25 protein-coding genes are annotated in these 25,342 nt (G+C 37.6%); 3 read left to right on the top strand and 22 right to left on the bottom strand.

Translation table 11 applies throughout. The features are described from left to right. Positions 1–454 precede the first annotated feature (454 nt). From JZO83_RS06835 to JZO83_RS06745, 19 genes are all read right to left on the bottom strand, one after another. Positions 455–838, bottom strand: a complete 384-nt coding sequence (locus JZO83_RS06835; RefSeq protein WP_206857215.1) for a hypothetical protein — start codon at positions 836–838, stop codon at positions 455–457. A 926-nt stretch (positions 839–1,764) separates the two neighbouring features. Continuing rightward, positions 1,765–2,223, bottom strand: coding sequence for a hypothetical protein (locus JZO83_RS06830; protein ID WP_206857214.1), 459 nt, complete (start codon positions 2,221–2,223; stop codon positions 1,765–1,767). Between the two features lie 577 nt (positions 2,224–2,800). Further along, positions 2,801–3,310 carry a hypothetical protein gene (locus JZO83_RS06825; protein ID WP_206857213.1) on the bottom strand — a complete coding sequence of 170 codons (510 nt, stop codon included), beginning with the start codon at positions 3,308–3,310 and terminating at the stop codon, positions 2,801–2,803. A gap of 343 nt (positions 3,311–3,653) precedes the next feature. Continuing rightward, positions 3,654–3,983, bottom strand: coding sequence for a hypothetical protein (locus JZO83_RS06820; protein ID WP_206857211.1), 330 nt, complete (start codon positions 3,981–3,983; stop codon positions 3,654–3,656). A 50-nt stretch (positions 3,984–4,033) separates the two neighbouring features. Continuing rightward, a complete protein-coding gene (locus tag JZO83_RS06815; protein WP_206857209.1) occupies positions 4,034–4,459 on the bottom strand; it encodes a hypothetical protein in 426 nt (141 codons plus the stop codon). A gap of 138 nt (positions 4,460–4,597) precedes the next feature. Next, the gene (locus tag JZO83_RS06810) at positions 4,598–4,960 is read right to left on the bottom strand and encodes a hypothetical protein (protein ID WP_206857207.1); all 363 of its coding nucleotides are present in this window, start codon (positions 4,958–4,960) and stop codon (positions 4,598–4,600) included. A 16-nt stretch (positions 4,961–4,976) separates the two neighbouring features. Continuing rightward, positions 4,977–5,219: a hypothetical protein gene (locus JZO83_RS06805; protein ID WP_207115340.1), complete on the bottom strand. Its 243-nt coding sequence runs from the start codon at positions 5,217–5,219 to the stop codon at positions 4,977–4,979. A 29-nt stretch (positions 5,220–5,248) separates the two neighbouring features. After that, a complete protein-coding gene (locus JZO83_RS06800) occupies positions 5,249–5,596 on the bottom strand; it encodes a TIGR04197 family type VII secretion effector (protein WP_207115339.1) in 348 nt (115 codons plus the stop codon). A gap of 217 nt (positions 5,597–5,813) precedes the next feature. Further along, positions 5,814–7,205 (bottom strand): cation:dicarboxylase symporter family transporter, encoded by a 1,392-nt coding sequence (locus JZO83_RS06795; protein ID WP_206856151.1) that lies wholly within the window; start codon positions 7,203–7,205, stop codon positions 5,814–5,816. A gap of 209 nt (positions 7,206–7,414) precedes the next feature. Beyond that, entirely contained in the window at positions 7,415–7,819 is a 405-nt protein-coding gene (locus tag JZO83_RS06790; protein ID WP_206856149.1) for a DUF1149 family protein, read from the bottom strand. A 52-nt stretch (positions 7,820–7,871) separates the two neighbouring features. After that, complete coding sequence (locus JZO83_RS06785; RefSeq protein ID WP_207115341.1) at positions 7,872–8,492, bottom strand: HAD-IA family hydrolase; 621 nt, start codon at positions 8,490–8,492, stop codon at positions 7,872–7,874. Positions 8,493–8,540: 48 nt separating this feature from the next. Beyond that, on the bottom strand, positions 8,541–8,990 hold the full coding sequence (locus JZO83_RS06780; RefSeq protein WP_207115338.1) for a hypothetical protein: 450 nt from the start codon (positions 8,988–8,990) through the stop codon (positions 8,541–8,543). Positions 8,991–9,027: 37 nt separating this feature from the next. Next, entirely contained in the window at positions 9,028–9,699 is a 672-nt protein-coding gene (locus JZO83_RS06775) for a hypothetical protein (RefSeq protein ID WP_206856142.1), read from the bottom strand. 198 nt (positions 9,700–9,897) lie between these two features. Further along, a complete protein-coding gene (locus JZO83_RS06770) occupies positions 9,898–10,272 on the bottom strand; it encodes a P-II family nitrogen regulator (RefSeq protein WP_207115337.1) in 375 nt (124 codons plus the stop codon). Continuing rightward, entirely contained in the window at positions 10,269–11,042 is a 774-nt protein-coding gene (locus JZO83_RS06765; protein ID WP_207115336.1) for a DUF1538 domain-containing protein, read from the bottom strand. The genes JZO83_RS06770 and JZO83_RS06765 overlap by 4 nt, the downstream gene beginning before the upstream one ends. Further along, positions 11,039–11,722, bottom strand: coding sequence for a DUF1538 domain-containing protein (locus JZO83_RS06760; RefSeq protein ID WP_206856134.1), 684 nt, complete (start codon positions 11,720–11,722; stop codon positions 11,039–11,041). The genes JZO83_RS06765 and JZO83_RS06760 overlap by 4 nt, the downstream gene beginning before the upstream one ends. 366 nt (positions 11,723–12,088) lie before the next feature. Then, entirely contained in the window at positions 12,089–12,967 is an 879-nt protein-coding gene (locus JZO83_RS06755) for a carbohydrate ABC transporter permease (protein ID WP_206856131.1), read from the bottom strand. Then, on the bottom strand, positions 12,964–13,833 hold the full coding sequence (locus JZO83_RS06750; protein WP_206856129.1) for a sugar ABC transporter permease: 870 nt from the start codon (positions 13,831–13,833) through the stop codon (positions 12,964–12,966). The genes JZO83_RS06755 and JZO83_RS06750 overlap by 4 nt, the downstream gene beginning before the upstream one ends. Positions 13,834–14,208: 375 nt before the next feature. After that, on the bottom strand, positions 14,209–15,498 hold the full coding sequence (locus JZO83_RS06745; RefSeq protein WP_207115335.1) for an extracellular solute-binding protein: 1,290 nt from the start codon (positions 15,496–15,498) through the stop codon (positions 14,209–14,211). Between the two features lie 224 nt (positions 15,499–15,722). Here JZO83_RS06745 and JZO83_RS06740 point away from each other — a divergent pair, with 224 nt between their 5' ends. Continuing rightward, a complete protein-coding gene (locus tag JZO83_RS06740; RefSeq protein ID WP_207115334.1) occupies positions 15,723–17,222 on the top strand; it encodes a response regulator in 1,500 nt (499 codons plus the stop codon). Beyond that, on the top strand, positions 17,219–18,946 hold the full coding sequence (locus JZO83_RS06735) for a sensor histidine kinase (protein ID WP_207115333.1): 1,728 nt from the start codon (positions 17,219–17,221) through the stop codon (positions 18,944–18,946). Before JZO83_RS06740 ends, JZO83_RS06735 begins: the two co-directional genes overlap by 4 nt. 43 nt (positions 18,947–18,989) lie before the next feature. On the opposite strand, the gene JZO83_RS06730 is transcribed toward JZO83_RS06735, so the two are convergent. The 3 genes from JZO83_RS06730 to JZO83_RS06720 are packed head-to-tail and all read right to left on the bottom strand — an operon-like array spanning position 18,990 to position 24,019. Next, the gene (locus JZO83_RS06730; RefSeq protein ID WP_207115332.1) at positions 18,990–19,943 is read right to left on the bottom strand and encodes a beta-galactosidase small subunit; all 954 of its coding nucleotides are present in this window, start codon (positions 19,941–19,943) and stop codon (positions 18,990–18,992) included. Next, a complete protein-coding gene (locus JZO83_RS06725; protein ID WP_207115331.1) occupies positions 19,924–21,801 on the bottom strand; it encodes a glycoside hydrolase family 2 TIM barrel-domain containing protein in 1,878 nt (625 codons plus the stop codon). The genes JZO83_RS06730 and JZO83_RS06725 overlap by 20 nt, the downstream gene beginning before the upstream one ends. Then, a complete protein-coding gene (locus JZO83_RS06720) occupies positions 21,785–24,019 on the bottom strand; it encodes an alpha-galactosidase (protein ID WP_207115330.1) in 2,235 nt (744 codons plus the stop codon). The genes JZO83_RS06725 and JZO83_RS06720 overlap by 17 nt, the downstream gene beginning before the upstream one ends. A gap of 114 nt (positions 24,020–24,133) precedes the next feature. Between JZO83_RS06720 and JZO83_RS06715 the strand changes: the two genes are divergently transcribed. Further along, positions 24,134–25,162 (top strand): LacI family DNA-binding transcriptional regulator, encoded by a 1,029-nt coding sequence (locus JZO83_RS06715; protein ID WP_207115329.1) that lies wholly within the window; start codon positions 24,134–24,136, stop codon positions 25,160–25,162. The last annotated feature ends 180 nt before the right edge of the window (positions 25,163–25,342 follow it).

Below are 25,342 nucleotides of genomic sequence, written 5' to 3'. Positions count from 1 at the left end.
TTCTACAGCTGGAGAAGCCAGCTCAATCAATACATGTTTATCATCTAGCGGCTTAGGCAATTGTGCCATATCGTAGTCATCTAAATCATTTTCAAAAAATAACCTCTTCTCCCCATCCTTCCTTATTAGATAATAAATTTAATAACTTGTTTAGATTTCTATTAGCTGCACAAAAAAAGTTTCCATCAACTCATCTATTTCTTGCTCATTGATTAAAATTTTAAATTTTTCTGTCATCATCTTTACTCCAATTAATAATGAACCATCTAATTAATGCAGAAATTCTTAGGTTGAAATCTACAACTTCTTTACTTTTAAACATCAGTTTTTTATAGTATAGCCCTTAAAGCCATATTCAATGTAATAGGGGTAGTACACGATACTTTTTTATTCGCTTTTATTTATGTATCTTCAGCTCATTGATCGTTACAGAAAAAACATCCACTAATTTGCGTTACCTATACGTCCTATATTTTTTTATCCAGTCAAGTGTTTCTTCTTTATTCGTGATTAGCCTGATAAAACTTTCTTCAATAAATTTTACTCGGGTATCTTTTGTACTAACCCCATGAGCCTCACTTATCATATCTATTATCGTTACTTCCCCTTCAGAACTAGCTAATAAATATTGATTACCTTCTAAAAATATTCTGTCGTATTCATCTTCTTCATACATCACCTCTTTAAAATTACTATCGTAACTATTATTAGAAACTACGAAATCTATTGTATCTTGCAGGTTATCTTTATCTATTTCTGAAATTAAGAAGTCTGCAATTTTAAATATTTGTTGTTTGTCGTACAATTGTAAGATATTTGCTAGTTGTTTTTCTTTCACTATAATCTTCCTTTTAGATTTTGAATAGAGTCAAATTCTATATTTATACTTATCATACTACTGAAAAGATAAGACAAAATGGGTAACGATTTGATCTATTCATTTTATTTTCCCTGACTCTAAAGAAAAAATTGTTATATCACCATCTTCACACTCAATAACGATCGAGTCATTCCTCTTTAAATAATAATCTTTAACAATATTTCTGAATCCAATATGCCATAATAATGATCCACTGCTTTCGTAAACGAGTATATCCAGCTCACAAATAAACACAATGTATTTAGCGTTCGGATCTATCATTATTTCATACAATAGAGAAGGTAAGTTTTCTTCAAAAGACACCGACAGATTTGCAGAATCTAAACATGCGGAAAGACTATTTATTCCTAAAAATACTTTATTTGAATTAGTTGATAGGTACATCTGAGGTTCTAATCCCAAATCATCGTATATAAATCCTACGTCAATTAAACTATGACTAATTTTTATAAATTGGTTGCTTTCGGCTATATTTTCGCCGAGTAAGAAAGATTTTTTTCCTAAGCTCTCTTTTAATTCTATTGCTGATTCATAAGTTTTTTTTCGAATAAATTCACGTATCTCCCACCTTAAATATTTACTACTAATACGCCAACGCCATCCTAAACCGACTCAATTTAAACACCTCCATTTGGACCTTGTAAAAAGCTTTCTCTTACAGTAGTTATATAATTAAATGGTGTTTTATCAGCTAATTTATTTCATAACTTTTTCTTCCCCATTTTAAAATATCAGAAGAGCCGATTGATACATTTTTCAAATCATCATTAGATAATTCCTACTTATTGGCACACCATAAATATAAATTTTAATTAGCTCAATCTTCTATGATGCTATATTGTATTTCTAATGGGAATTTTTTGTTTGTTGCCGTTCTTCGACTTTTATTTAAAATATGGTTTAATCCATAACGATTTTAGACACTGATCATTATCGACCACAGCAAGCACATTCTCAAGAAACTCTACACATCTATCATTGTTATCATGCATGAAGTCTCCAAAGCATAACCAATTTTGTTTTAAGTCATAATAGGTAAGCCACACTTCTTTTTTATCTAGCCTCCATGAACCTGATTCTAAATTCTCTTCTAGTTCAACTTTCCCTTTCTGAATATGTAAAGGTAAAAGTAAATCTTTTTTAATCCAACTTTCTTTCGGCGTGTATCCCCAAACTTGATTAGCAGACTTTTGAATAGAATCAAAACCTATATTCATATAACTGATAAGTAATAAAATATCTGCATTTGATCTAGGATTAAAATCTAAATTTCCATCCTTTTCATCATACGTTACTTGTCCGTTAATTCTTTCATTCTCAGATTTTAGATTTAGTTTTATCATTTTTCACCCCATTTATTTACAAAATTATAATGAACAATTTTATTTGTCGATATATCAATAACTGGTTCTCATGTATCTTTGAATCCTCTAATTACTCCTTCAAACTCTCAGCGAAGTCTATTCTTAAACTACTATCTTTAATCAGTATTGCTGTATTTATTATTTTATCTAAAAGTAAAGTCATTGATACTTACTATGAGGTGCCAACGTAATCTTAAACCCTATGACTTTACAAAAAATCATTCACTAGTCTTCATATCTACCTCTACTTAACCTTGAATTTTCCTTATCCAAAGATAGGTCAGCAAATGAAACAATATATTCCTCACTATCAATGGCTATTAACTGTCTATTCCCATTTTTTTTAAATTCAATCGGTGAAATAAAAGTCATGTTGATTTATAAACTTTACATACGCTTGGTAGTAGTTTTCAATCTAAAACATTTTTATCATCTCATGATTTCTCTTCATAGACTATGGATCAGGAGTTGAATATGTATGTAAAACCATCAGTAGGATTCATTCATGTGATGATTTTTTTAACTTGAAATACCATGCTTACTATTTTTCTAAGGTTTATAATTTCAATTTCTCTACTAATTTTTTAAAGTTGCGAATGTTTTTATTTTGCAAAGAATTTAGTTTAATTATTTCTGATAAATAATACTCTGATTTCTCTAATACTTCTGTTCTGAAGTCAGAGAATAGCATTTTTTTATCTTTCCAGAATTGATAATCCGGATTTGAAAGTTTCTCTGTGCGAATCCATCCTCCTTGACCCACTTTAGCACCTGAAACTTTACTAATAGATAGAATTTCTTTCTCCCTATAAATTTCTATCCACGTATTAAAAGATTCAATATCATTAATCAAAACATAGCTCTCTGTGTTTAAAATCTCTAAAGCTCTTAAAAAACTGTCAAACCAATCGTATAGAGATACAGTAAAATCTTCTACTTCTTCTTCAAGGATAATCCCATAGTGTTCATTATCAATTGTGACACTAAAATAGCCATATTCTCCGATAAAATTTTCTATATAAATATCTTTAACTATTTTAAATTTCATCTCAAAAATTTTTTCCACCCTATTTCTCAAGCTTTTCAAATCGTCTTAATAAATATTGATACTTAATATAATTCATATGCATAGCTTAATAACCTCAAATTTTTTCTGCATTTGGATTCGTTGATTAGTTGTATCTATAATTAGGTGGAGAACTAATCATTCGTGGGTTCACAGACCAAGCCTATTAAGTATGATGAGTGATTCTATGGGTTGTTTTTTACAACAATAACCGTTCATCAAGTGATTCACTGATTTGTTAGACTGGAATGCTAGCATTTGTATAAATTATTTGCTGTAGTTATAAATTATATGACTCACCAGTAAATGAGCGCAAAAAATCAGTTAGCTCATCGGTCTCATTTTAAAAAATATATAATATATCTTGTTCTGAAATGAAAGAACTAGGGATAACTTTTTCTAAATGTTCTATTCTAGCGGTCATGTATTTTTGATTTTCTCCTTGAAGATTTGTTATCGCCCAGCTCTTCAGTAAATCTAATTCTTCCATAACAACTCCTAATTTAGTATGATCAAATTCCGCACCATCTTTTATATATTTGATACCTAATTCTTTTATAGCTTTTTCCCAATACCTTTCATAAAATGGTTCTGAGGAGATATTTTCACTTAATATAACTTCAGAGTTTTCCTCATAGATATCTCCATCATACTTAAATAATCCTACTGACATTAGTCCTCACTTCCACATATTTCATCAAATTCGCCAATAATATATCATTTTTATTTATTATGTTTTATTCGATAATCTAGTTCTGACAATGCTTCTTCAACGTCTTCTTTTAATCTCGAGTTTCCTTTATACGATTCAATAATTTGTCTATATTTTACATTCTCGGAATTTCCCAGCAAGCTTAAGATATAACTCAAACATTCATCATTGAAGTCAGTTAAGCGATGAATAATTGGATTTAAGTCAATTGACTTTTCAAGATTTGGATTTTTCGACCCTTCTAATATTGCATCTAATATTAATTCCTTTATATCATCATCCTGTAACGTAGCTTGGACAGCCAGAATATCGATAAATTTCTTAGCATTATTCTTTGAAATATCACCATATTCTAAAATGTCCCTTATATAGCCCACCGCCTCTAACTTGTCATTCTTATTTTTCTGTTGATTTTTTAGAGTATTTAACCAATCCATTAAGATACCTCTTTCTATTTTTATGGTGTCTCAATCGGAATATGGGTGCTATTTATAAGATTTTCATCATAAAATCCACTATGTTTATTAAGTTTTTTAATTTTTACAATTTATATCTTCATTGGTTCAGTACATTTCTTAGTAAATATCAATTCTTGCAATATCAGCTTCTAAATATTCATATTGTTTTATATCCTTTGGAATATCCCCATCTGACAAATCGATTTTAAATTCTCCTATTTGAAGAATTTTGTTTTTCAAATCTATAAGCTCTCCCTGAACATGATAGTAATCAGTTTTTTTATGTACTGTATATTCTTCATTTAAACTTTTAACAATGTGTTTGATGTTAAATCCATAAATTATATCTGTGAACATATCACCTTCTGATACATCACAATCACTACAAAAACATTCAATGGAATATAAGCCATCTGAAAGTAAAATATCAGCTTCTCCTGAGTCTTCATCTATCCAGTTTACTTTTCTTATATTAATCATTTTGTAACATCTCCTATTATTCCAAACCTAAACTAGGTGCTTTTTTAACGAGTTCTTTTACAGACTTTAAGTGCAAGGTTGTTATGTTCCCAGTTATTCTGTCTAATCCTACAAATGCATACTTTGCACTTCCTTCTCCACCAACCAGTTTGAAATATCCGTTCATTTCAGGGACAAATTGTCCCTCTTTAATCACATGATTTGCCTCTCTTAAATACTCAACTATTGAATAGTGATTTTTATTTAAAACTTGTTGCATTTCTGAACCATGTTTTGAAAAGTGAACTTCTAATTTAGTTTTACTATTAAATTCAATCGTCTCTCCTTGAAAAGATCTCGACTTAACTGAGTGTCTAGTGTAGAAAAAACTTGGGCGATTGTCTGTAACTGATTGGCTACACTTGAAATGGCTGAGGCGATTGTCTGTAACTGATTGGCTACACTTGAAATGGCTGAGGCGATTTGACTGGCAAAGTTTTTGGCGGATGTGAGGCTAATTTGAATGTCTTGATTGCCAATAAGCGTGGTACGTGTGTCATTTTGAAGCGATGTTGATTGTTGTAAAGGTGTGGTTGCACTGTTGATTTTAGAAGTGGACTGCTGGGCTTGTTGAGAATTACTGCTGAATGTCGTCATGAATTTCCTCCTCTATTCTATAGACTGGATGGAACGCTTACACATTACATTATATCAATATATAATCTTCCAGTGGATGAAAATTTCATTAGATAGGTCTTGTTACCTTATTGATCAGTGCTTATTTAAAATGATTTTTTCGTCTATTCACTTTTCGGAATATATTTGTAGTATAAAAAAAGCGAGAGCATTTCGCTCTCACTTTTCATTTTAACGATTAAGCATTCACGTCAACGACTTTTGCTTCGTCTTTGATAACGTCGCGATCAAGATCATGGATACGTGCGCTAGTAACAATACCTGCTACCATACTACCACTTACATTGACTGCCGTACGAGCCATATCGATCAATGGTTCAACTGAGATAACTAAACCAACGATCGCTACTGGTAAGTTCATTGAACCTAAAACGATCAATGAGGCAAATGTTGCTCCACCACCGACACCAGCTACCCCAAATGAACTGATTGTCACGATGGCTACAAGTAGCAAGATAAATTCTAAGCTGAAGACATTCATTCCAGCTGCTGGTGCGACGATTGTCGCTAACATGGCTGGATAAACACCCGCACATCCATTTTGACCAATCGATAAACCAAAGCTGGCAGCGAAGTTTGCTGTTGCTTCATCCACACCAAGTGCTTTTGTTTGTGTTTCGATGTTCAATGGCAAAGCACCTGCACTTGAACGGGAAGTAAACGCAAAACTTAGTACTGGAAATGATTTTTTCAAATAGTCGATTGGGCTGACCTTCACACCCATCAAGATCAAGAAGTGAACGATCATGACTGCAAACAATGCCAGATAAGATGCTAATACAAATTTCCCTAAGTTAAGAATTGCATCAAAGTCACTTGTTGCCATCACGTTAGTCATCAATGCGAACACGCCATAAGGTGTCAAACGCAAGACTAACGTCACGATACGCATGACAATGCGGTACAAGCTATCGATCATATCAGCAAAGAATGTTGCTTCTTTCGGTGCTTTTCTTTTGATCCCTAAGTAAGCAACCCCAACAAATGCAGCGAAGATAACTACCGCAATCGTACTTGTTGCACGAGTTCCGGCAAGATCTGCAAAGATATTTCTAGGAATAAATGACAAGATTTGTTGTGGGATACTTAACCCTTCCACTGTTTCTTGTCGTGCCGCCAATTCAGAGATACGGGCAGTTTCAGCTGCGCCTTGAGTGAATTCTGCGCCTTGAAGACCAAAGGCGATCGTCAAGCCGATACCGATCAATGCTGAAATAGCAGTTGTCGCTAATAGAGTTGTCAGTACAGTTGCACTGATTTTACCCAGTTTTTCAGATACTTTCATTTTTGTAAAAGCTGCAACGATCGAAACGAAGACTAAAGGCATGATCAACATTTGTAAGAAACTAACGTAGCCGTTCCCAACAATACTGATCCAATCCATCGATTGTGTGATGACCTCATTTTCTACTCCGAAAATCAGTTGCAACGCGCCCCCGAATACAATACCGGCAGCCAACGCTGTGTAAACCCGTGTTGAAAATTTTGCATGGCGCTTTTGCATACGATAAAACACATATAATAATGCCGCAAAAACTAGAACCACTAAAACTGTGATGAGTGTTGTCATTTTCATCCTCCTCTTAATTTGTAATGACAAGTCCATCTAAGGAAGTAAAGGTTCCCGAGAAGAACTCTTCAGCTCTTCTCCTGAAAATATTTTTTTCAGTGACTAATTCATTCTAGACTATTTTCCGAAATTTTTCCTTACTTTTGCTTACAATTAGTAATAGAAAAAAACACCAGTGATAGCTAATAACTATCACTGGTGTTTTTTGTTTAATTTTCTGCCTTTTCTGTTTCTGCTTTTTCTGATTGGAAGTTCAATTTTACTCCTGGTGCATCTAAAGCAATCTCTGTTACTTCGTATGCAAGACGTTTGACCATTTCAAAAAGTGGTGCAACTAATTCATCGACCTCTTCTTGTGTCACGTCGTTTTGATCTTGGACCTTACGATTCAAGATATGGTTGATTTGGCTAACGCTTCCAGATAACACATATGTATCAAATACTAAACGAAATTCTAAACGTGCACCCACGATGCTATGTTCTTTCGGATAGTTTTCAATTGTCTCTTTTAGTGGTGAGAAACCTACTTTTAAGTCTGTTTGTACCTCTTGATCAGGCTTTAAAAAATCATAATGAAAGGCTTCTACTACTTCTTTTTGTCTTCTAATTTCCATTTTATCACTCCTCTGATTAAATTATAGCATAACTAAAGTTGAAAGGGGATACTTATTCTGTATTCTTTTTGATCATCAAAATATCCGCTAGATTGGCAACGGTGTGATCTGCAGGTATCTCTCCTAAAAAATGATCGATATCATATAAACAAGTGGAGACGTTCGCATTGATCCCTGCCTCGATGTCTAGTTTGCGATCCCCTACCATCATCGTTTTCTCTAGCTTCATCTTGTATGTGTCGATCAGATGAAGGATAGCATCAGGTGCTGGTTTTCTTGCAAAACCTTGATCGATACCGATCACCTCTTCAACCAAATCAGCTAAATCAAAGTTTTTTAAAAGTTCCCATGTAGAAGCCGTGACACGATGCGTCAAAATATAATGTTTTGCGCCACTTTCTTTCAAGTGACGTAAAACCATTTCCGTCTCTTTGAATGGTGCTGACATGCCTTGATATTGCCGTTCATACTCATGGAATAGCTGATTAAAAGCCACTTCTTCTAACTGATAGCTTTCCCGCAGTTTTCTCATTGATTCTTGCTTCATCACACGATAAATTTCATTTTTTGGTCGTTCGATACCAAAATCATTTAATGCGTGGAACGCACCCTCGACCATTGCCGGATACGTATCAAATAATGTGCCATCAAAATCCCAAATGTAATTCTCGATCATTCTTTTACTCCTCTTATCAAACTAGCTATCGTTCCGTTAAACTTCTTATACTTTTGTTGTGAATTGCGTAGCGCATTTCTTACAAGTCACTCGAATCTCACCTTTCCCTTTTGGCGCCCGTTGTTTGAGTTGACAAGTTGGGCATGGAAAGATCGTATAGGTAGTAGAAGTTGGTTGCTTGGACTGACGTGTCATTTTATTTCTCATTTTTGACAACCAATTCTTGAAAGTGACTGTCTTTTTTAAATATGCTTGATTTTCGTTCGTACGGACATAGATTTTCTTTGAGCTAAATCGTCCAATGACTAGGAAAACAAAAACAAAGAAAAGTAGATAGCCTAAATTAAAAGGCAGCCAATATCTAACCACAAAGAAAAGTAATCCTAGAATCAAAAAGAAACGATTCAATTGGTCAAGACGTGCGTACCTTCCTTTCATCACTTGTTGGTATTTTTGTTGAGCTTTCATCACTCGCTGTAACCAGATAGGTCCCATTGTATTTCTCCATTCTTTTTTTCAAAAAGAAAAAGCCTCAGTTGGCCTTTTCCATCGCCATTTGTTGCAACACTTGACGATTGCGCATAAAATCGATCACGATCAATTTTTTTTCATCTTCGCGTTTTACTACCCGAAAGGTATCTTGTAAAGGCAATGTGAGCTTTTTGGATTGGATCTCCTTCAAGCGAACAAAGCGACGGATCAATGAAAGTAATTGTGGAAACTGGATCGATGTTTGTAATAACTCTGGATATTTTTTTAATAACTGAGTTGTTTTAAACAAATTCCGTTTTCGGCTGATTTGTTTTAAAAAACTTTTTAAGATCTTTTGTTGCCGCTGAAAAATCGAAAGAGATCCCTCTTCATCGATTCGATAACGCATCTGACTTTGCAGATCTTTTACGGTTAAATGTACTTCCGCTTTATCTGTCTCTACATTGATTCCTTGAGGAAAAAGTTCTGCGACTGCTTTATCCCACTCAGCTAATGATACTTCAAGATAGTCATTCAGTGGGAGTTGGAGTTCTTGAGCAAAAAATTGCTTCGCAGCTTCTATACCACCTTTTTCGTAGATTTCCCCGATCGTCAACCCTTCTAAATGGAACTCCGGCGAAAAATGCAATACTGTTTTTTGTTCATCGATTTGTGTATAGATGAATGTCGAACGCTTGAGGCTCGCATCTTTTAAAACAACTAAAAAATTCATTCTTCTCCCCCTTTTTCTACTACAAAATAGCATATTTTCAACGGTTTGTGTGGGAATATGCAGGAGATTTCATAAAATCTTATTTTTTGGTTAATCTTGATTGGTATTACGAATGAGTAAAATAAAAGCTTAACGAGAACAAACGGCACTTTCTCTTCGTTTTTCACGAAAAAGTTCGTCTCTCATCAAGCTTTAAGCTCAATTATCTTCTAATAATTCTTTCATTTCAATGACTTCACGATACTGATGGATTTTCGTGATACCGATCACTTTATCGATATCGATGCTAAAGCAAATACCATTTCCTGGAATATCGATCTTGATTCCTTTTCCGATGGCATCCATCACTTCGTTCGTCAAGCTATCTGGAACTAATGTCAACACAACATCCTTTTCTGGTGAGATATCCAATCCTAAAAATTTACCTGTGTCATGGACACCTGAGCCTCGTCCATGTAAGATCGTTCCACCTGATGCGCCAGCTTTTTTTGAATAATCAATTACATCTTCTCCAATACCGCCGTCAACGATCGTAACGATCATTTCAAGATTCAGCGCGACCAAATCGTTCATTGTTGTTCCTCCAATTTCTGTAATTTTTCTTTGTTTTTTTGATCTTTTTTATCTTTTTGCTTATAGATGAAGCCTAAAACTAAGGTTGATAATATCGGAGTCAAAGCAATCATTGCGACAACGCCGAAGCCATCAATGATTGGATCTCGCCCGTCGATTTGTGTCGCGATCGCCACACTCATGGACAAAATGAAGGTCGAACACATCGGCCCTGTGGCAACTCCTCCGTTATCAAAAGCCATGGAGAGGAAAATTTTATCCACTTTTGCCCCCAAGACAAAAGCTAAGCCATAACCAGGAACCAAGAAATAGTAGAGAGAAAAACCAGCTAATAGGCGCCACATAGATAAGCCAACTGCCAGACCGATCCCTATTGAGATCACTGCTAACATCACTTTTGCATGAATCCTTCCTTCACTCAATTCCTCCACTTGCTTTACCATGACATGGATCGCCGGCTCTGCAAAGCCAACTAAAAAGCCCATCACAAAACCTAAAGGAATGAGGATCTGATTATTCGTTAACGCAGCAATTGCTCCGCCAAGATGCTGCCCTACAGGAACATATGCAACATTTACCCCATGTAAAAATAAAATCAATCCTATCGTTGTGATCAAAAAACCTTTCATGATATCTAAAAAGCGTTTCTTTCTCATTTTGAACGAAAGAAAATTCATCAGCACAAAGAGCAGGACGATCGGTGCCACAGCGAGAACGACCTCATATCCGACTTGACCGATACCATCAAAAAAAGTAATCAAAAAGCTCACTGGAAGATCACCCCCAGGATCATGACAGCTAAAATCGGACCGAGTGACGCAATACCGACCATCCCGAAGCTATCGTTTTCATTTTTTCCTTGGCGGATCATACTCGTCATTCCACCAGCTAATGCTAAAATAAAAGGAACTGTCACAGGTCCTGTCGTCACTCCACCTGCATCAAAAGCGATTGGCATAAATTCATTACTCGTGAAAAAGGAAGCGATAAGTACGGCTAAGTAACCGATCACCATCAATTTATAGTAAGAAAGCTTGAATATGACACGTAAAAGCGCAAAGGCTAGGAATACCCCAGTTCCCACACTAACGATGCCGATCAATAAAACACGACCGATCTCTCCATCAGAAATATCGAAGACTTGCTGACCTAATACTTGCACAGACGGTTCGGCGATGGTGATCACGATCCCAATCAGAAACCCCAGACTAATGATTATCGGTAGACTTTTCTTTTTGATCATATACTTGCCGACCAAGTCACCGACTTCCATCATCGAATAATCAGCACCAAATAAAAAGAGACTCATGCCAACCATCATCATGATTGCTCCAAGAACAAATCTTCCCATGGTTTCAGCATCTAAAGGTGCAAACACAAAGGTCAGGATAACGATCAATATTGTCATAGGCATGATCGCAATGATTACTTCTTTAAAATTTTTCTTCATGTATCCTCCTCCTTTACTTCTAGTTTACCTGATTAAAAGTAAGTTTACGAGAAAAAAAGGAAGCGATATCAAATTTATGTAAAGATTTCTAAAAAGAATAATAAAAAACATCGATCAACTAACTAAAATAATGTGAACCATATAATGAACGAGGCTTATTTCATTTCAAAAAAGGCTTAAATGCAATAAAAAGCGATAAAAACCAAAAACATATAAACTATTTCTGGTTTTTATCACTTATATTGAAGATGTTTTTAAATAACAAAAGTTATAAACATGTTTAAAATTTTGTGATTGCTACTATTATTTATTGATAGGAAATTTTATAGGATTCAGATGATCTTTTATGAAAAAGATATTTCAGCCCTATTTTACTGAGCCGATCATCCCTTGGACAAATTGTTTTTGCAAAATGAAAAAGACAAGGGCGGTTGGTAAGGTCGCAATCACAAGACCACTCATGATCATCCCGTAATCTGGTGTATAAGAAGCGCCCATGGCAGACAATACTAAAGGAACTGTCCTTCTGTCTGGAGATTGCAAAGCGACCAATGGCCAAAGGTAATTGTTCCAACTGCTCATAAATGTGATGATCGCTGCTGCGGCATACGTATTTTTGGCTGTTGGTAAATAAACCCGAAAGAAGATACTTAATTCCTTGAGTCCATCTAATCGTGCCGCCTCCACTAAATCTTTAGGAAATGATTTTGCATTTTGTCTGAAAAAGAAAATCAAAAAAGCGGTGCTCACTGAAGGTAAGATGACAACTAAAAAGCTATTGATTCCTAGTATCGTTCCATTCAATTGTGAAAACATCCGATAGAGTGGAATCATCAATGCTGCAAAAGGAACCATCATCGAAAGTAGTAAAATATTGAACACATACTCTTTTCTTTTACTCTTATAGATCTCAAAGCCATAGCCCGCCATGGAAGAGATCAATAAGGCGAAAACAGTTGTCACGACAGCAATCAAGGCAGAATTCAGTAATGAACGAGAAAAATTCAAATCATTCGAAAAAAGATTTTGAAAGTTGATGACTAGATTTTCACCAATCATCAGTTTTCCTGAACTGATGTCGACCGCTGTATTCGTCATGCCTAAAATCATCCAGACAAACGGGAAAATTGAAATAAACGACACAATGATCAAGGATGTATACTTAAAAATACTTAATAATAAGCGTGAAATACTTACTTGCTTTTTTTCGACCGAACGTGGTTGCGTACTTGTCAATTCTCTCATTGTTTCTCACTCCCTACTTTCGTTTGAATAATGGATAATAAGACGATAAATACGACGATGACGAAAGAAACCGCTGCGGCATAACCGAAATTCGGCGTAAACTTGTAACTCAAATTATAGATATATTGAGATAATGTCGTTGTTGCATTTGCCGGGCCACCGCCTGTGATATTTTGAACCTCATCAAATAATTGTAAAGTACCGATCGTTGAAGTGATTGATGTAAACAAAATGATCGGTTTTAAGTTCGGGATCGTGATTTTTATGAACTGTTGCCATCTTGAGGCACCATCAATGTCTGCGGCTTCATAAATCTCTGGATCGATATTTTGCATACCAGATAAAAAGAAAATCATATTATAGCCTGTCCAGCGCCATGTGATCGAAATGATGATCAGCACTTTTGCCCAAAATGGGTGTGTCAACCAACCAATCGGATTATCGATCAAGCCAATCCCAACCAACAGATTATTCACTAGACCTGATTGAGAAAATAAGCTTTTCATGATCAATGAATAACTGACCATTGATGTGATACATGGTAAGAAAATTGCTGTTCTAAACAATCCTTTGAACTTCAATTTTTTATCATTCAACAGATTAGAAATGAACAATGCCAAAAACAACATGACAGGAACCTGTACTAATAAGTATAAAAAAGTATTGAAAAATGCTTTACGAAAAGTCGAATCGCCCAACATCCGTTGATAATTTCCTAAACCGTTGAAGGTCATATTTACAGGAGGACCACTTTGAAAAGAAGTGATCAACGCCAATCCCATTGGGACAAAAACCATAATCGAAATCATGATCACTGGAAGTACTAAAAACGCATTGCCATTTCTAAATAGATCCTTTTGTTTCATTTTATTCCCCACTTTCATTGCACATACATAGAAGAAATATCACGTTTCACAAAATTCAGACAATGTAGACACTCTCTCATCCGAAATTTTGGCAGGCTTTCTTCAGCAGCTGGTTCAGTCACCCATACATTTTGAAAAACTGCATTGACCTAAGCAGTAAGATAGAAAATTGAAAAATAATTTTTCGTATTTTGCAATTTTCTATCTCAGTGTTGAAGGTTATGTTGTACACCATTTATTCAGTCATAAAGGACAAGAGTTAAAAAAATATGCTACTCACTATCCGCTTCATCGATTAGTAACACACTATATCTTCAAACAACGAACGAGCTGTTTGAAGATATAGCGAATGAATTTTCGTTATAGTTTATCTTGTTAATTTGCTAACTGCGCTTCCACTTGTTTCTGCGTATCTGCTAACACTTTATCTGCTGATTCTCCGTTGATGATTCTGCTTAGTGATTCAGCAACGACAGATTCGATCGCATACGTTTCATGTCCATAGTTGACTTCTGGAATCTCTGCTGTCCATTTTGAAAAGTCATCGAAGACTTTTTGATCACTGTAGAACTCTGACGGTTGTTGGTATGCTTCTTGGTCATTTGCGCTTAACATCGTCGATACTAAACCGATCTCTTCTGCTAGTTTACCCATCAATTCCTCATTCGTTGCGAATGTCTGTTGCAAGAAATCTTTTGCGTTTTCTTCACCAGCAACGCCTTTGATGACATACCAGCCTGCGCCACCTAAGTTGGAAGCTTGGGCTTTTTGCATATTAGCAGGCAATGCTGGGATCGGTGCGATCTTCCATTTGCCGGATTGATCTTCTGCACCTTGGATCGTCGATGAGTACCATGCGCCCGTTGGTGTCGAAGCAACTGCGCCTGATTGGACTGCTGTAACTCCCGCATTCCAGTCAGATGTTTGTTCGACTAGATCTTCTTTCAGCAAGGCCGCAAATAACTCTAAGCCATATTTTAATGACTCATTGTTTTCGATCGTTACAGTTTCACCGTCTTCTGATGTATACCATTCACCAGCTTGTTGCATGATCATCCGAACACGTCCTAAATCAGAAGGATTGACTTCGGAGATTTTTTTCCCTGTTTTCTCTTTGACATCTCTTGCGACTTGTAAATAATCATCCCATGTCAAGTTCTGCATATCTTCTTCTGAATACCCTGCTTCTTCCAAGATATCTGTTCGGTAGAAGTTAGCTGTGACACCTGAGTCGAAAGGCACGCCATAAATTTTGTCGTCTACTTTGTTTACAGCAAATTTATATGCAGCAAAATTGTCTTCATCCACAATATCTGTCAAATCAGCAAAGGCATCTGGATAAGAAGTCAAATAGCCTTGGATGCGATAATCTTCGATCAACACGACATTCGGCAAGCCATCCGTATTGCCACTGGCTAAGGCTGTGTTCAATTTTTGCACGATATCATCTTGGGACATCGTTACTACTTCCACGTCAACATCCTCATTTTCATAAAACTCTTTTGCTTCGTTGACGGCTTTGATGTTGAATGCCTCATCCCATGCCCAGACCGTTACTTTATCTTCACTTCCGGAAGCATCACTGGAAGAATTGCCGCAACCGGCAAAAAGTGTGACTGCTGCTGTTAAGGCGAATGCACTAGCGAATAATTTTTTTAGTTTCATTTTTTTACCCCACCCTTTTAGTGTTTGTTTTTCTTACACGCCTATCATAACAGACTTGCAAGCGTTTTCTTTATTAATAATCGTTCTTAAGAAAAATATCCTAAAATAAGAAAAAAGTACAATTTTGATCTCTGATTCCTTTTTGATTGGAATTTTAGACTTGCATTTGTAAACGTTTCCCAGTATTTTTAATTTACGCAAATATGGAGTTAGGGGGTAAAACATTGAAAAATATCGTATTGATCGATGATGAACAGACCATTCTCCATGGTCTAAGTACCCTGATCGATTGGCCAACACACGGCTTTCAGTTAAAAGGTGCGTTTTCAAAACCGTTAGAAGCACTTGAATTTATCAAAAAAGAGCCACTTGATATCATCGTGACTGATTTGATGATGCCAGACTTAAATGGGATTGAACTTTCTCGCTTGATCAAGGAAGAACAGCCCGAAGCAAAAATCTTAGTGCTATCCAGCTATGATGACTTTCAATTGGTCAAAGATTCATTTAAAGAGGGCGTTTCGGATTATTTATTAAAACCAAAATTGAATCCTAGTGAATTTCTAGCTTCTCTGAAAAGTCTTGTAGAGCAATCCGCAGAAGTAAAGAAACCTCGTTTGTCAGAACTTGAAAAAACGAGTCAAGCAATCAGCAATTATTTAGCGGGTTCTTCCCTTGATACGGGGATTACACGTAAACCATTCAAACACGACGCTTTTTTCTTAGTGTATTGCGAAGAAAAACCAGCAGAAAAACATCGTCGTAGCCAGGAATTAAGTGCTGAAGCACCACGATATACGAATCAGGATGTATCCGTCTTCCCTTATTTTACGACCGCCAATGATGTTGGTTATCTGATCAACGCTCATTCAAGGGAAGCCTTTGAACAGTTTGTCACCCGCTTTCAGGAAGATCATCAGAAGGACTCTTGTCTTTATGTGTTATCTGGAGAACTTACCTTTGAAAATATTTATCCTGCTTTTCTTTCGTTGAAACAAAAAAGCAACGGGCAATGCTTTTATCTCAATGAGCAATCTTTGATTTCTGAAGAACAATTATTACCGCTTCTATCTTCTTATGAACAACAAACAAAAAGCTATTTGACAAAGATCATGAATAAAGATTTTTTATCTGCGATCGAAGAATTGGAAAGCTATATGAAAAATGTACTCGAGCAACGGTTACAGCCAAGTTATTTAAAACATGAGATCATCAATCGACTCTATGCCTTGATCAATGCGATCGCTGAGGAACATGAAAAAAGAAAAGAAATCATGACTTTAAAAATCACGATCCCAGCCCAGATCACCCAATCAGACAATTGGGAGGAATTGGTGGTGATCGTCAATAATACGACAAAACTATTGCGTGAAGTGACTACTACCTTCAGAAAAGACAATTCGGATGTTTTGACGTTGATCTATGACTATGTGCAAGATCATTATCATCAAGATCTGAGTCTACAGACCTTGTCCGAAAAGTATCATTTTTCTTATAGTTACTTATCGACGATCTTTACGGAAAAATATGGGATCAACTTTACCAAGTACTTGAAAAAAGTCCGCATCAATCAAGCGAAAATGTTATTGAAAGAGTCCAATCTCTCATTGAGTGATATTTGTCAACAAACCGGTTTTACAGAGATTGGTTATTTCTCGCGGGTATTCAAAGAAGAAACTGGCTTGACTCCTTCGCAATACCGTAAAGGGATGTTGACGGTATGATAAAAAAACTAAGAGAACATGAGCTGTTGACCAAGCTTTTGCTTATTCTTTTTATCGCCTTGTTCGCGCAAGCCGCTACTATTTCTTTGTTCATTTACCACCGTTCAAGGGAAGCTTATATTGAACAATTCGATCAATCCAATCGCATGACCTTACAAAAGATCCAACATGATTTTGAAACATTGAACGACAATATAGAGAATACGTTGACCTTATTGGCTGAGAGTTCTGCGGTAGAAGGTTATTTTAAAGAAGGCCAACAAACAACTTTGGAAAAAATCAATCAACTACGAACGGTACAAAAAATGAATGATTCCTTAGCACCGATTTTTCCAAACATCAAAGATGATATTTTTCTTTTTGGTGAAAATGGTCGGATGTTTATCAGTAATGACATGGTGAGTGATCTCACTGCCGATGATTTTTTTCAGTTAGAGTTGATCCAGAAAGTCAATGCGAATCCAACGGCAACACAAATGGTCTTTACCCAGTTTGGACTAACGAAACGTGACAAACATTCACCGAGTGTCTTGTTCATCAAAAAGCTTAGATCCACATTGAATCAAACTTATGGCTATGCGGTCGTTGCGATCACCTCTGATGAACTAGCAAAAATATTCAGTCAGTCCGTCGATCCGCAAATCACTCAGATCGATTTTGTGACAGATGACAAAAAAATCTTTGCTTCTAATCTGGCGCATCGAATCGGGACGACGTTTGATTCCTTTGATCAGCTGAACGAAAACGAAACGTTGACAAAAGCGAACCAACGGATCACACGTTTGCCACTTTATCGGCAAAACTCTGCCTTAGTCAGTGAGGTCAATGTCCATTCGATTGCTGATCAGATGGGCGTGATCCTGCCAATCATTCTCTATAATATCGCGATCCTATTTTTAGGCGGAATCGTCGTCTATATTTATTTGAATCGCAACACCAAATCGATCTATCAATTGGTGGATTCGTTGAAGCAAATCAAAGAACCGGTTGCTACTTCTGTGCCAGTCCAAGGTACGTATGAGATCCGAACATTGTCCACTACGATCAACCAGCTATTGACGACGATCAGTGATAACCATACACAATCATTACAAAATGAACAGAAAAAACGAGCATTGGAGATCCAAGCCATGCAGGCTCAGATCCAGCCTCATTTTATTTATAATACGCTGACTAGTCTTAAATTTTTAGTTTGGCAGCAAGAAAATGAAAAAGCCGTTTCCGGCATCGACAGTTTTATCGATCTTTTACGAAGTACGATCGGTAATAAAAATGAGATCATCCCTGTAGAAGAAGAATTAAAAAGTGTGAAAAGCTATATTGCGATTTTGACTCTGCGTTATGGTGAGGCGATCTCAACAAAAATCATGGTTCCTGAAGAACTTTATTCCTTGTATATGCCTAACATGATCATCCAACCGATCATTGAAAATGCTTATTTACACGCATTTCAGCTAAAGAAAAGTGGCTTTATCACTTTATATGCCATGATCAGAGAAGATACCTTGACATTTGAAGTCGTAGACACAGGTGATGGCTATGATACAGAACAGTCACCAAAAAATAGGGATTACTTTTCAGGCATTGGAAGCAAAAATGTGCACGAACGAATCCAATTACTTTACGGTGCAGACTATGGATTGCACATTGATTCTGTCCTCGGCGTTGGCACTTCTGTTACGATCACGTTACCGATCATAAAAACTCCCTCTAAACATCCTTAATCAGATGTTTAGAGGGAGTTTATTCTTCTTTCAACTAACGCTCTTACCTGATGATAAAACTGAATTCGTGATCTTCTTCAGCACTGATATGATACGGTTCTTCTACATCCGCTCCCCAAGAATCAATACCACCGACTCCTCGGACTTTTGCTAACATCGTAACAACCGTTCGACGTTCAGGGGGCAGCTCTTCCATGTGTGTTGCCTGTTCCAACTCCTCTGCTTTGAACGGTAACGCCGCAAAAGCAAAAGGTTGATCAGCTTGTTCAAAACGTAATGAAAATTCATCCTGGCTTTTATCGGCATTGTTCAACGTAGTATTTCGAGTGATCTCTACCCACTTAGTATCCATATGAACACCACAGTCTTGTGGAACCAAGTAAGGCGGGATCGGTAATCCCTCGACATGATACACACCCGGTACGCCACCGGCTTTCCGGTCAGGATAAGTTTCGCCTGACAGCCCTTCATACTCGAAATGAGTGGCTTTTGTCGGCATGATCATCCGAAATCCTAGTACTGGTAGTTCAGGCAGCCCTTTTTTGCCATGATAAATCATCTTGACTTGAAGATCTCCTCCTTCATCCACACGATAAGTCATATCGACCGTCGTCTGAGGGGTGGTGTTGACAGCTAAGGTGAATGTGATCTCGACTGAATCGGCATATTCTTGATTACTATAGCGATTGTTGACAGGGGCGATCGGCAACTCGATCGCTTGCTCATCGATTTTGACTTTGATCGCTGCTACTTTCAGATAAAGCCCAGCCCCAAGCCACATACTTGAGCGATAACAAAAACCGTTACCACGATCATTATCCGTCAACGCACGCCAAAATGTCGGTTGCGTCTCGCGATAAAGCCATTCTTTCCCATGCTTTTTGAGGGATTCCAAACCGCCTCGTGTATAAGAGAAAATATAGTGCTTAGCTTCTGTTTTGATCCCTAAGGTACAGTCGCCGTAGATCACCCTTAATTTAGGAGCTGTATTTGCCATAATAGTATCTTACCTCCTGTAATGCTGGTTTTTCTTGTCCATTTGCAAAAACAATACCATTTCCTGAAAACTCATAATCACTTGGACGATCATCAAAATCGCCGCCATAGCGCATGACTTTACGGTTCGTGATTGGATCAAGTACTTCAATGGCTTGGTCTTTAAAGTCCCAAATATAGCCACCCTGATACATCTCATACTTGTCTAATAGTGCCATATAAGAACCTAAGCCACCTAACGAATTTCCCATATCGTGCATGTACTCGCATAAGATATAAGGTTTATCCGCTTGATTTTCCAAATAATCAGCCACTGCCGCAGGTGACGCATACATACTGCTTTTCATATCGGAAACCGATGATTCAAATGCGGGATCGACATAATTCCCCTCATAATGTACTAAGCGATCTGGATCAACTGTTTTGAAGTATTCATTCATCAAGCGGATGTTCTCACCTACATACGACTCGTTGCCTAACGACCAGAACAAGATACTCGTATGATTTTTGAACGTCTCAAAGTTGGTTTTCGCTCGATCCAAAACCACTTCGCGCCATTGTGGTATCCCTCTTGGTACGTTATATGAAGGTTCAAATGCCCCCATTTTTTGCCATGAACCGTGTGATTCCAAATTGGTTTCTGCCATCACATGGATTCCCGCTTGATCGCAGAGAAAATACCAAGGAATTTGATTTGGATAATGAGACGTCCGCACTCCATTGATATTGGCATTTTTGATAATAGTTAGATCTTTTTCCATATCAGCCAAGGTGATCGCACGCCCTGTCTTTTCACTCCATTCATGGCGATTGACGCCATTGATGATCAAGCGTTTCCCGTTAAGATACATCACTTTATCTTTTAATTCGATTGTTCGAAAACCGAATGGATACTCGACGTATTCAGTTACGCCATCATGATCACTTGTTTCAATTTCAAACGTATAAAGATTGGGTGAAAAATGATCCCACAAGGTCACATCACCGATATCCATGGTAAGCTCCATCTTTTCAGTGAGCAAATGTTCTTCTTCGTAAATGGTTTGCTGTTTTAAATCAAGCACCCTGATCCGTAAATGACTCTCATCTGTGATATTTTCAAAAGATAAGGATACGTCTAATTTTCCTTTTTGATACGTATCGTCTAATTTTGGACGCAACCATAAGTCCTCCAAATGATTCTTTCCCCGCGCAATCAAGACGACATCTCGGAAGATCCCAAAGAAACGGAAGAAATCTTGATCTTCTAAGAACGCTGCCGTGCTGCGTTTATGGACTTCAACAGCCAGACGATTCTCCTCTTCCAGATAAGGCGACAAATCAAATTCGGACGGGGTAAATGAATCCTCCGCATAGCCGACGAAATGACCGTTCAACCATACATACATCGCTTGTTCGACCCCTTCAAAACGGATCGTCACATCTTTACCTTGCAACCCTTCGGCTAATTGGAACGTTGTGACATAAGAACCCACTGGATTCTCTTCCGCTTGGGAGAACATCCCTGCCATTTCCTGTTCTGAAGCAGTGGTATACGCAGGTCGACGAAATTCATGTCCCTCCCAAGGATACATCGTGTTGATATAATGGATCTTATCAAAATCACTTAGTTCAATATGACCAGGCACTTGGATCTGACCGAAGGAACGATCATCAAAATCCTTTTCAAAAAAATGTTTTGGTCGTTTTTCCGCATTTTCGGAAAAGCAGAACCGCCACTCGCCATTCAATGACTGTATGAGGGAACTTTGACTCCTCGTTTCTTCTTTTGAACCATAGACCGTATGATCGCTATGTGCGTCTCGTTGATTCACTCGAAACACTTGCGGATCATCTAACCAATCAATCAATGCTTGCATGTTCTTCTTCCTTTCCTGTAGCTATTTTTTCAAAGTGCAACATTTCTGTCTGAAAATCTCCATAAAAATCTGGGAGATACAGCCCCATCGTCATCAACTCCGAACTTGAATAAATCAGTGAGCTTTTTTTCTCACGATACATCCCTTCCGCTAAACCGACTAAGCGAATTTCTTGAAAAGGCGGTTGTCCAGAGGTCAATCTGCGAGCCATAAACACAACGACCTCTTTGTTATCAGGAGAAATAAACTGCCATGCCGCAATATTTTGTTCGAAAGGATTCACTAAGCGGTCAAATCTCCCTTGTTGAACCGTCTGGCGTATTTCTTTATACAGGGTGATCTGTTTCTTGATGATTGCCTTTTCTTGTGGTGTTAGCACAGTCAAGTCGAGTTCGTAGCCAAAGACACCACTCATTGCCACATCTCCTCTTGTCTTTAAGTCTGTGACACGGCCGCTTTGGTGATTGGGTGACGCTGAAACGTGTGCACCCATTGAGGAAATCGGGTAACCAAGGCTCGTTCCATATTGGATGTCGATACGTTCCACTGCATCAGTATTATCACTCGTCCATGATTGCGGCATATAGTAAAGGATTCCTGCATCAAAACGTCCCCCACCACCTGAGCAGCCTTCCCAAAGAATATCAGGATAAGTGGTGGTCAACTCTTCTAATAGATCATATAAACCTAGAACGTAGCGGTGATAGACTTCTCCTTGATTCTCAACGTATGCAGAATAAACATCTGATAACGAGCGATTCATATCCCATTTGATATAATCGATCGGTACCTTATCGAAAATCTTTCGTAATTGTTGACTGATCGAATCCCGGACCTCTTTTCGTGTGAAATCCAAGACAAATTGTGATCGTGAGGCTGCAGGTGCGCGATTTGGTTCTTGCATCAAATATTCTGGTGTCTGTCGGTACAGATCCGAATCCATCGAGATCATTTCAGGTTCAACCCATAAGCCAAATTTAAGTCCTTTCTCATGCGCATAATCCGCCACTCCCTTCAACCCATTCGCCAGTTTGCCTTCATATTCGAACCAGTCACCTAAAGAAGAAGTGTCCGCATCCCTTTTGCCAAACCAGCCATCATCTAATACGAACATTTCCATGCCTAAATCTGCTGCTTCATCGATCAGTGCTTCGATCTTTTTGCTAGTAAAGTCAAAATAAGTGGCTTCCCAGTTGTTGACTAAAATCGGACGTGGTTCATATTGATGCTTCCCACGAGCCACTCGTTCGCGCAATAACGCATGGTGTACGTGGCTCATTCCATTTAGTCCTTCATCAGAATAAGAAAGGATCATTTCAGGAGTTTGGAACTCGTCTTCGTCTAAAATCTGCCATTGGAACTGATAGGCATTGATGCCGCCAACGATTCTTAATTGATCGATTTGATCTTTCTCAATCTCAAACGCATGATTACCAGAATAGATAAACTGCAGACCAATCGCCTCTCCAAGAGTTTCTGTCGTATGCGAATGTGTCAAAGCGATAAAATTATTCATTTGATGACTACTGCTCCCTCGCCGACTTTCAAATGTTTTCACTCCGTCGGTGATCTGTTGCCGTGAAATCAAACGTTCTCTTGCATGTGCTCCAGGTAAAGCAATCACTTCAGAAAATCTTCCTGAATTCGTCAAGTCCAATTGAAAAGAGGCTGCTTTATCCAGCCAGATCGTTTGACCAGTTTGGTTACGGTACTTGGCAGAACGAATGATTGCCCCTCGTTGTTCATAAATGGTATAAAAAAGGTCCACGTAAATCGGTAACTCTCGATCTTTCAACGTGATACACAACGTTTGTGCTTCCTGCTCATCCACCACATACGTTTGCGGTAACCCTGCAAGCTTTGGTTTGCCTTGAAGGATTTGATATGTTTCATATCTTAAATCAAGCAAGCTTGACCCATTCTCACGCATAATGATCGTCGCCGGTATCCGATAATCCATACTTCCATGTCCAGAAAATTCTTGTGGCAACGTATCTTTTGAAAAGGCGCGTTCTTCGTGCAAAGGAACATTCCCGGAAAATCCGCGATCTCTTCTCGGATACTTTTTATTGCCAGAATAGTTACTCACTTTCTTCCCAAAATGAACGTGGCTCAACACGTTAGATTCTTCAATCTTCATCACATAAGAAATCAATGTATTCGACAAATGGAAGACATTTGTTTCTGGATCAAATTCAATCAATGATCGTCTCTTCATTTTTTCACCTCACAAATTTTTAGAAACCGTTTACTTTTCAGCTAACTCCTGTATACTGTTTACTAAACAAATTTGTCAATAACTTTTTTAGATTTTTTTAGGGAGTGATTATTTATGGTTGGGATTCGTGATGTCGCAAGAAAAGCGAATGTCTCTCCAGCAACTGTTTCACGCGTATTGAATCAAGACAAGACGATCCATGTCGCACCGGAAACAAAGAAACGGATTTTTGAAGTTGCTGAAAAATTAAACTATGATATCAATAAACGAAAATATATCAAAAAGCGAATGCCCTCGATTGGTGTGATCTCTACGATCAGCAAAGCGAGCGAAGAACAAGATGTTTATTATAAAGAATTACGTATGGGGTTGGAAGAAGAAACCAATCGATTGCATATCGGTATGAATCGGATCTACAATCTCTCAGATGATCCTAAAGAATGGAAAGATTTGGATCAATTAGGTGCGATCATTGTAGTAGGAACAGTGACAAAACAATCGATCACTGATCTATTAGTACAAAATCAGCATTTGGTCGTCGTCGATAACCCTGACATCCAACAAGAAGTCGATATGGTTTATGGTGATCTGGAACGAATGACCAAAGCTGTTTTAGAATTATTTTTAGAAAATGGCCACCAACGGATTGCTTATATCGGAGGCTATCAAGTCGATATGGATGAACGAGGAGGCAAAACGATCAATCAAGATGAAAAACGTGTACGTGCCTATCTACATTTCATGTCCGATCATCAATTACAAGACTACAGCACCCACTACCTTGGAAATTGGACAGAAGAAGACGGCGAACGACTAGCAGAAGAATTGATTCAAACTGCCGATCCACTTCCAACCGCTCTGCTTGTTGGCAGCGATCCGATGGCGATCGGTGTTTACCGCGCGATGAAAAAATATCAAGTGAACATCGGCAAAGACATCGTGATCGCAAGTTTTGACAACATTGAAGCAGCCAGTAAATTAACACCTGGATTGACCACCGTCCAAATCAATGCCAAATCCATCGGCAAAGCCGCCGTTCGCTTAGCCGTCGAAAGAATCGATCAAATCCGCGACGAACCAATCATCCTAACCTACCCCACCCGTTTAGTAGTAAGAGAAAGCTTTGTGCCAGATAGGTCGTGAGAAAGCCGTTTAGCTCCAAGCATTAAGGCGGAAGTTGGGAAAATAGCTCTCCATATTTTTTCAACTTTCGACTTAATGTCGTAGGAGTTGGCTTTCGAACACCGTTTATTAGAGGTCGTGAAAGGCGCGATCAGCACAGAGGCATAAGTAAGAAAAATAGAAAATGGCTTTTTCATTTTT

The sequence above is a fragment of the Enterococcus sp. DIV1298c genome (assembly GCF_017316315.1).
Lineage (GTDB): Bacteria > Bacillota > Bacilli > Lactobacillales > Enterococcaceae > Enterococcus_B > Enterococcus_B mangumiae.
Note: the sequence above shows the minus strand (reverse complement) of the source record. Positions and strands in the feature narration are given on the sequence as shown.

What these genes read in the sequence shown, in the direction of transcription:
- JZO83_RS06720 (WP_207115330.1), bottom strand. Translation starts at nt 24,019, where the DNA reads ATGAAGAGACGATCATTGATTGAATTTGATCCAGAAACAAATGTCTTC.
- JZO83_RS06820 (WP_206857211.1), bottom strand. Translation starts at nt 3,983, where the DNA reads ATGTCAGTAGGATTATTTAAGTATGATGGAGATATCTATGAGGAAAAC.
- JZO83_RS06715 (WP_207115329.1), top strand. Translation starts at nt 24,134, where the DNA reads ATGGTTGGGATTCGTGATGTCGCAAGAAAAGCGAATGTCTCTCCAGCA.
- JZO83_RS06790 (WP_206856149.1), bottom strand. Translation starts at nt 7,819, where the DNA reads ATGGAAATTAGAAGACAAAAAGAAGTAGTAGAAGCCTTTCATTATGAT.
- JZO83_RS06795 (WP_206856151.1), bottom strand. Translation starts at nt 7,205, where the DNA reads ATGACAACACTCATCACAGTTTTAGTGGTTCTAGTTTTTGCGGCATTA.
- JZO83_RS06755 (WP_206856131.1), bottom strand. Translation starts at nt 12,967, where the DNA reads ATGAGAGAATTGACAAGTACGCAACCACGTTCGGTCGAAAAAAAGCAA.
- JZO83_RS06810 (WP_206857207.1), bottom strand. Translation starts at nt 4,960, where the DNA reads ATGATTAATATAAGAAAAGTAAACTGGATAGATGAAGACTCAGGAGAA.
- JZO83_RS06760 (WP_206856134.1), bottom strand. Translation starts at nt 11,722, where the DNA reads ATGAAGAAAAATTTTAAAGAAGTAATCATTGCGATCATGCCTATGACA.
- JZO83_RS06815 (WP_206857209.1), bottom strand. Translation starts at nt 4,459, where the DNA reads ATGGATTGGTTAAATACTCTAAAAAATCAACAGAAAAATAAGAATGAC.
- JZO83_RS06830 (WP_206857214.1), bottom strand. Translation starts at nt 2,223, where the DNA reads ATGATAAAACTAAATCTAAAATCTGAGAATGAAAGAATTAACGGACAA.
- JZO83_RS06750 (WP_206856129.1), bottom strand. Translation starts at nt 13,833, where the DNA reads ATGAAACAAAAGGATCTATTTAGAAATGGCAATGCGTTTTTAGTACTT.
- JZO83_RS06780 (WP_207115338.1), bottom strand. Translation starts at nt 8,990, where the DNA reads ATGGGACCTATCTGGTTACAGCGAGTGATGAAAGCTCAACAAAAATAC.
- JZO83_RS06805 (WP_207115340.1), bottom strand. Translation starts at nt 5,219, where the DNA reads ATGCAACAAGTTTTAAATAAAAATCACTATTCAATAGTTGAGTATTTA.
- JZO83_RS06735 (WP_207115333.1), top strand. Translation starts at nt 17,219, where the DNA reads ATGATAAAAAAACTAAGAGAACATGAGCTGTTGACCAAGCTTTTGCTT.
- JZO83_RS06745 (WP_207115335.1), bottom strand. Translation starts at nt 15,498, where the DNA reads ATGAAACTAAAAAAATTATTCGCTAGTGCATTCGCCTTAACAGCAGCA.
- JZO83_RS06800 (WP_207115339.1), bottom strand. Translation starts at nt 5,596, where the DNA reads ATGACGACATTCAGCAGTAATTCTCAACAAGCCCAGCAGTCCACTTCT.
- JZO83_RS06770 (WP_207115337.1), bottom strand. Translation starts at nt 10,272, where the DNA reads ATGAACGATTTGGTCGCGCTGAATCTTGAAATGATCGTTACGATCGTT.
- JZO83_RS06725 (WP_207115331.1), bottom strand. Translation starts at nt 21,801, where the DNA reads ATGCAAGCATTGATTGATTGGTTAGATGATCCGCAAGTGTTTCGAGTG.
- JZO83_RS06775 (WP_206856142.1), bottom strand. Translation starts at nt 9,699, where the DNA reads ATGAATTTTTTAGTTGTTTTAAAAGATGCGAGCCTCAAGCGTTCGACA.
- JZO83_RS06730 (WP_207115332.1), bottom strand. Translation starts at nt 19,943, where the DNA reads ATGGCAAATACAGCTCCTAAATTAAGGGTGATCTACGGCGACTGTACC.